Raw genomic sequence first — 5,551 nt, 5'->3', positions numbered from 1 at the left:
GCGTGGGTTGTACCTGTTGTACGGCTGTGTTTGTCCACAGATCGTCACCCATCGCCGCGTAGAGATGCCGGGCAAAATCGTCTGATGCGATGGAACAATAATCCCCGTGCAGATTGCGGCGCAGCGCGGGAAAACGCACCTGATAACCTGACCAACGCACGGTAATCAGCGGTTGCAGCCAGCGCAGCTGTTCGGCGCTGAGATCGCTGTGATGAAACGACCAGGTATGATTGCCGGCCGGATGCGCATCGCTCTCCAGCAGCAGGCATTTCAGCTGCGGCTGCAACTGACGCAGGCGCAGTGCAATCAAGCCATTCGCCAGTCCGGCACCGACCAGAATCACATCGTATTGCGCGCGCATCAGGTCGCCTCCGCCAGCACAACTTGCTGCTGGCACAGCGCCTGCTCGACGATGTCAGCCGCGCGCTGGCAACCGCCTGCACGCTGCAGTTGTGCCTGTATCGCTGACATCCGCAGCGCGTAGCGATCGTCGTTCAGCAGCTGTTGCAGATGTTGTTCCAGTTGATGAACGCGGCTGAAGCGCGATGCGCGGCGACCAACGCCATGCCATTCGATGCGCGCCGCCACGCCGGGCTGATCAAAAGCAATCGGCAGCGCCAGCATCGGCGTGCCGCATTCCAGTGCTTCCAGCGCGCTGTTTAACCCGGCATGAGTGATAAACAGCTGCGCGTGCTGTAGGGCGGCGCGTTGATCAATGAAATCCGTCACCCACGCCGCGCCAGCGAGCTCCAGTTGATGTGTCTGTTCGGCGTTTAATCCCCCGCAATGGGCGATCACCAGCGACAGCCGCAGCTGGCGGCACGCCTGCGCCAGATGCAGAAACAGCCGGAATCGATGGCCTTGCAGCGTACCCAGCGAGGCATAAACCACCGGCTGGCGCAGCGCCGGCCAAGGCGCATGAATCGGCGCAGGAGAAACCGGGACGCGCAGTGGTCCCACGGCGTGATAGCAGGCGGGCAATTGCTGACGTGGAAAATCAAAGGCCGGCACCATCTGGCTGATTTGTGCCAGCGGCGATAGGCACTGATGTAATCCGCGCCGCTCCGTCAAATTAAACGCCCGCGCGTGTTTGAGGATCACCTCGCCGTGATGACGCATGATGCGATCATAGATATCGCTGCTGGCCTGAAAACGTTTCAGCGCTTTCTCATCCTGTGCAAAACGGAAGGGCATCACCGCCAGCGGAATCCCGGCTTCACGATTGACCGGCAAGGCGCAGGCCACCGAAACAAAGGGCAGATGCAGCGCTTCAGCAACCAATCCACCTGCCGCTTCCATTTCGTCGGCGATCACGCCATCGATGTTCAACGCTTTCAGTACCGCAGGCAGTTCGCGGCACAGCATATCGGTGCAGGACGCCAGATCGTTGATCACACGAAACAGCGACAGGCCGCCCGGCGAAGCCAGCCGATGCAACACGGGCGCCAGCGAGCCGGCAGGATGCGTCTGTTGGCCGACGGCAACAAAATCGATGCGTTCGTCGCTAAGCAAAGTGCGGGCATCAGCTTGCTGGATGAATGTGATGCGATGGCCGCGCGGCAGCAGCGTTTGTGCTAACGCCTGCAACGCGTGAAAGTGGCTGTAAAGCGGCGGCGCGATCACCGCAAAGTGGCCCACCGGCTGAGCCGCGCTCAGTTGAACATCGCTAGCTGTTGATTAAACAGCGCGTGCATATATTGGCGAGTGGCGATGCCGCGATGGCAAGCGCAGGCAAGGTGTGCATCGGCGCTACGCAGGTGATCGCGCAGGCGACGCTCCGCGCCGTCAGCGCCGAGCATCTGTACCAGTGTGGATTTGCCCTGATCCTGATGCACATCTTTACCGGTGTGTTTGCAGCCGTCGGCGAGGTCGTCGAGCAGCTGAAACGCCTGGCCCAGATCCTGGGCGAAGAAGCTAAGACGTTGCCGCACCTGCGGTGAAGCGTCAGCGGCAATCGCCGCCATTTGCAGCGTGGCGCGAAACAGCACGCTGGTTTTCAGTTCGTTGGTCATGGCGATCGCTTCCGGGCTGCGGCTCTGCGTGCCGTCGTGCAGATCCTGGAATTGCCCTTGCACTAAGCCCTGCAGGCCGACGGCAGCGGAGAGTTCAGCAATCGCTTCAGATTTATGTATGGCAGGCAAACCGGGTGCAATGGCAATCACTTCAAATGCGCGGCTAAGCAGCGCGATGGCGGCGAGAATCGCCACGTTTTCACCAAACTCGCGGTGTACGGTAGGGCGACCACGACGCATCTGCGCGTTATCCATCGAGGGAATGTCATCCAGAATCAGCGATGCCGCATGCACCATTTCCACTGCACAGGCGAGATCGAGAACGCCATTTTGCGTCAGCTCGCAACCCATATCGCGCGCTGCCAGCAGCAGTAATAAAGGACGAATACGTTTGCCCTGCGCAAGTGTTCCGGCACGCATCGCGGCACGCACGCGATCGCTTTGCTGTCCCGCAGGCAGTAAATGTTCAAGATGCGCCTGTAAAATTTGCTGCAGCTGAAGGAGTTCGCTTGTCTGATGTGCTGTGGTGTCGACATGGGTGGTCATAATGGCTATCCATGGTTGGTGAATTTTTTATGCTTTTTGATTAACCGTAGACTGCGTAAGGTGAGTTCGCCAGCGAGGGCCGCGTGGTTAATCTGTGTTTCGTTTATTTCGAATATTGATTGTTTCGTTTATTGCGATTATTATTCTGTGACTGCAATTAGCAACCACAAACAATTAATTGGAAAACGCATGAAAAACTCAATTCTGGATAGCTTGAGCCTTCCGGCTCCGAAGGAGATTGAGGCCGCTTTGCGCGGACAGAGGGAGCTCGCAACGTATCTATCCACCAAGCAGGAAACACAAAAAATAACCATTCAGGATGCAGACAACGAAATGCATCAGATTGAACTGCCAACGTCAGCTCTGACACTACTGATGGCTGTTTTAGGTGAGTTAGCGGTGGGAAATGCGGTTCAGGTTGTTCCTGTACACGCAGAATTAACTACGCAGGAAGCGGCGAATATTTTAAACGTTTCACGCCCACATCTGGTGAAACTGTTAGAGCAAGGTCAGCTTCCCTACCATAAAACAGGTCGCCATCGTCGCGTGCTTTTTGCTGATCTTATGCAATTCAAAGAGAAACGTGCGCAAGAGAGCAATGAGGCAATGCAGGAATTAACAGACCAGGGACAGGATCTCAATTTCTACTGATGAACCATTCACCTTATGCGGTTGTACTGGATGCGTGTGTGTTGTATCCATCGATACTGCGCGATGTTTTGCTTCGTCTCGGTCTGACGGGGTTATACCAGCCAAAATGGACAGCCACCATTCAGGATGAATGGCAGCGTAATTTACGCATCAACAGACCAGAGATCACTGACGATCAGTTGCTACGAACTCAGGCATTGATGAATAAAGCGCTTCCTGACGCAATGGTGTCGGGATTTGAATCGCTTATTGCAGGCATTACCTTGCCAGATCCTGATGACCGCCATGTTGTCGCGGCTGCTATACGCTGCAAGGCTGAAGTCATTGTCACCATGAACCTGAAGGATTTCCCAGGAAAGCTGATGGCTGAATTCGATATTGAAGCCCTTCACCCTGACGAATTCATCATGGATTTGTTCGACTTGAATCAGGCGCTGGTTTTGAAAGCAGTGAGTGCGCAACGAGCCAGTTTCAGACATCCAGTAATGGGTGTCACGGTTTATCTGGACTCGCTATTACGACAAGGTTTACCGATGACAGTAAGCGCATTAGACAAGTTTCGTTTTCTCATTTAACAACGATTGAATCGCTATGCTGCTGCATGGCATTTATTTCAGCGTGATCTTATTAGCGAAATAAGTAACAGCAACGCCGTAACATAAATAACTCCGTTAGGCTGGTGGTAAATAAATACCGCTAATGGACAATAAAATGACGAATACTAAACCTGCCGTGCTGATTATTCAGCCGCTGATGCCGCAGTTAGATAGTAAACTCACGCAACATTTCCACTGCCATCGCTTATATGAGCAACAAGACGCTGCGCTATTTATCCAGCAGCATGGCAAAGCGATCAAAGCCATCGTTACACGTGGCGATGTTGGGGTAGAAACAGCTTTGCTGGAGCAATTGCCCGAGTGTAAAGCGATTGCTGTATTCGGCGTCGGCACCGATCGTATCGACCTTCAATACGCTGCCGCACACGATATTCAGGTCAGCATCACCCGCGATATTCTGACCGACGATGTCGCCGATTTGGCGCTGACGTTAACGTTGACGTTCTCGCGTAATCTGGTGGCTTACCATCAGTTTGCCAAATCCGGTGCATGGGAAAATAACAATGTTGAACTCTCCAGCCGCGCCAGCGGCAAAAGAATAGGTATCGCCGGATTGGGCGCGATTGGCTTGGCGATTGCGCGCCGTGCCGAAGCTTTTGGCATGGAGGTGGCGTATACCGCGCGTTCGGCGAAAGACGTCAGCTATAAGCGCTGCGACACCATTGAGCAACTGGCTGCCTTTAGCGATTTTCTGGTGCTGGCACTGCCGGGCAGCAAAGAGAATTTTCAGCTGGTCAACGCTAAGGTGCTGGCGGCGCTCGGCGAACAGGGCGTAGTGATCAACATTGCGCGTGGCACGGTAATCCATGAACCCGACCTGATCGCTGCATTGCAACAAGGAACCATTAAAGGTGCCGCGCTGGATGTTTATCCGGATGAACCGAAAATTAATCCCGCGCTACGTGAACTGGATAATGTGCTTTTAACGCCGCATATTGCCAGTGCAACTCATGAAACGCGCGCGCAAATGACCAATAATGTGCTGGAGAATTTGCTGGCCTATTTCGCCGATGGGAAGATTCTGACATCGGTATAATTTAAGTATCCGGATTAAGATGAAATTCTTATATCCAGATAAATTATCCCTATTTAGTAATAGCAATTTTCGCTCAGCCAGGCTGTTATGATAGAGGCACTTAATTCAGGAGCCCATTATGACAGCACAGAAAATTGCCATTATTGGCGGCGGCGTTATCGGATTAGCGGTGGCGCGCGCCTTAACGTTGCAGGGCGTTGAAGTCACCGTATTTGAACAACAACACATTGGTGCGGGCACCAGCAGCACCACCTTTGCCTGGGTGAACTCCAACGGTAAACAGCCGCAAAGTTATCACCTGCTTAATGCGCTCTCGATGGAAGAGCATCTCAAACTGCAGCAAGCGCAGCCGAATGGATTGCGCTGGCTGGAAACCGGCGGTACATGGGAATGGGCCGCCGAGGGCGATGCGCAACAACGTTTGCTGCAGCGTGCGACGTCGCTGCAATCGGCAGGTTATGCGGCGCGTCAAGCGTCGCCAGCGGATGTACTGCGCGATATCCCGGAGCTGCGGGCGCAGGCCATTAGCGGCAGCGTGTGGCATTTCCCGACAGAATCTGTGCTGCATCCGGCGCTCTATCTGGCGCGCTTATGGTCAGAAGCCAAAGCGCGCGGTGCGGTGCTGTACCAGCATCAGCGCATCAATAGCATCAGTGAAAGTGCCGATCGGGTTACGCTGCAGCTGGAAA

Annotated in this window: 7 protein-coding genes; 4 read left to right on the top strand and 3 right to left on the bottom strand. The window is 54.4% G+C overall.

Annotation, left to right across the window (positions count from 1 at the left end; all coding sequences use genetic code 11):
• From RTY00_RS18675 to RTY00_RS18665, 3 genes are all read right to left on the bottom strand, one after another.
• Positions 1-361 (bottom strand): lycopene cyclase family protein (locus tag RTY00_RS18675; RefSeq protein ID WP_312665436.1); only part of this gene is annotated, 361 nt, incomplete at its 3' end.
• Complete coding sequence (locus RTY00_RS18670; RefSeq protein WP_312665435.1) at positions 361-1,638, bottom strand: glycosyltransferase; 1,278 nt, start codon at positions 1,636-1,638, stop codon at positions 361-363. The genes RTY00_RS18675 and RTY00_RS18670, both read right to left, overlap by 1 nt.
• A 14-nt stretch (positions 1,639-1,652) precedes the next feature.
• Positions 1,653-2,558: a polyprenyl synthetase family protein gene (locus RTY00_RS18665; RefSeq protein ID WP_312665433.1), complete on the bottom strand. Its 906-nt coding sequence runs from the start codon at positions 2,556-2,558 to the stop codon at positions 1,653-1,655.
• A gap of 189 nt (positions 2,559-2,747) precedes the next feature.
• Between RTY00_RS18665 and RTY00_RS18660 the strand changes: the two genes are divergently transcribed.
• The 4 genes from RTY00_RS18660 to RTY00_RS18645 all read left to right on the top strand — a co-directional run.
• Complete coding sequence (locus RTY00_RS18660; RefSeq protein WP_312665432.1) at positions 2,748-3,209, top strand: helix-turn-helix domain-containing protein; 462 nt, start codon at positions 2,748-2,750, stop codon at positions 3,207-3,209.
• Positions 3,209-3,784, top strand: coding sequence for a PIN domain-containing protein (locus RTY00_RS18655; RefSeq protein WP_312665431.1), 576 nt, complete (start codon positions 3,209-3,211; stop codon positions 3,782-3,784). Before RTY00_RS18660 ends, RTY00_RS18655 begins: the two co-directional genes overlap by 1 nt.
• Positions 3,785-3,920: 136 nt before the next feature.
• On the top strand, positions 3,921-4,862 hold the full coding sequence (locus RTY00_RS18650) for a 2-hydroxyacid dehydrogenase (RefSeq protein WP_312665430.1): 942 nt from the start codon (positions 3,921-3,923) through the stop codon (positions 4,860-4,862).
• Positions 4,863-4,980: 118 nt separating this feature from the next.
• Positions 4,981-5,551, top strand: a 571-nt coding sequence (locus RTY00_RS18645; protein ID WP_312665429.1) for an FAD-dependent oxidoreductase, incomplete at its 3' end; no start/stop codon positions are given.

Source organism: Pantoea sp. CTOTU49201, from assembly GCF_032054795.1.
GTDB classification, from domain to species: domain Bacteria; phylum Pseudomonadota; class Gammaproteobacteria; order Enterobacterales; family Enterobacteriaceae; genus Pantoea; species Pantoea symbiotica.
Note: the sequence above shows the minus strand (reverse complement) of the source record. Positions and strands in the feature narration are given on the sequence as shown.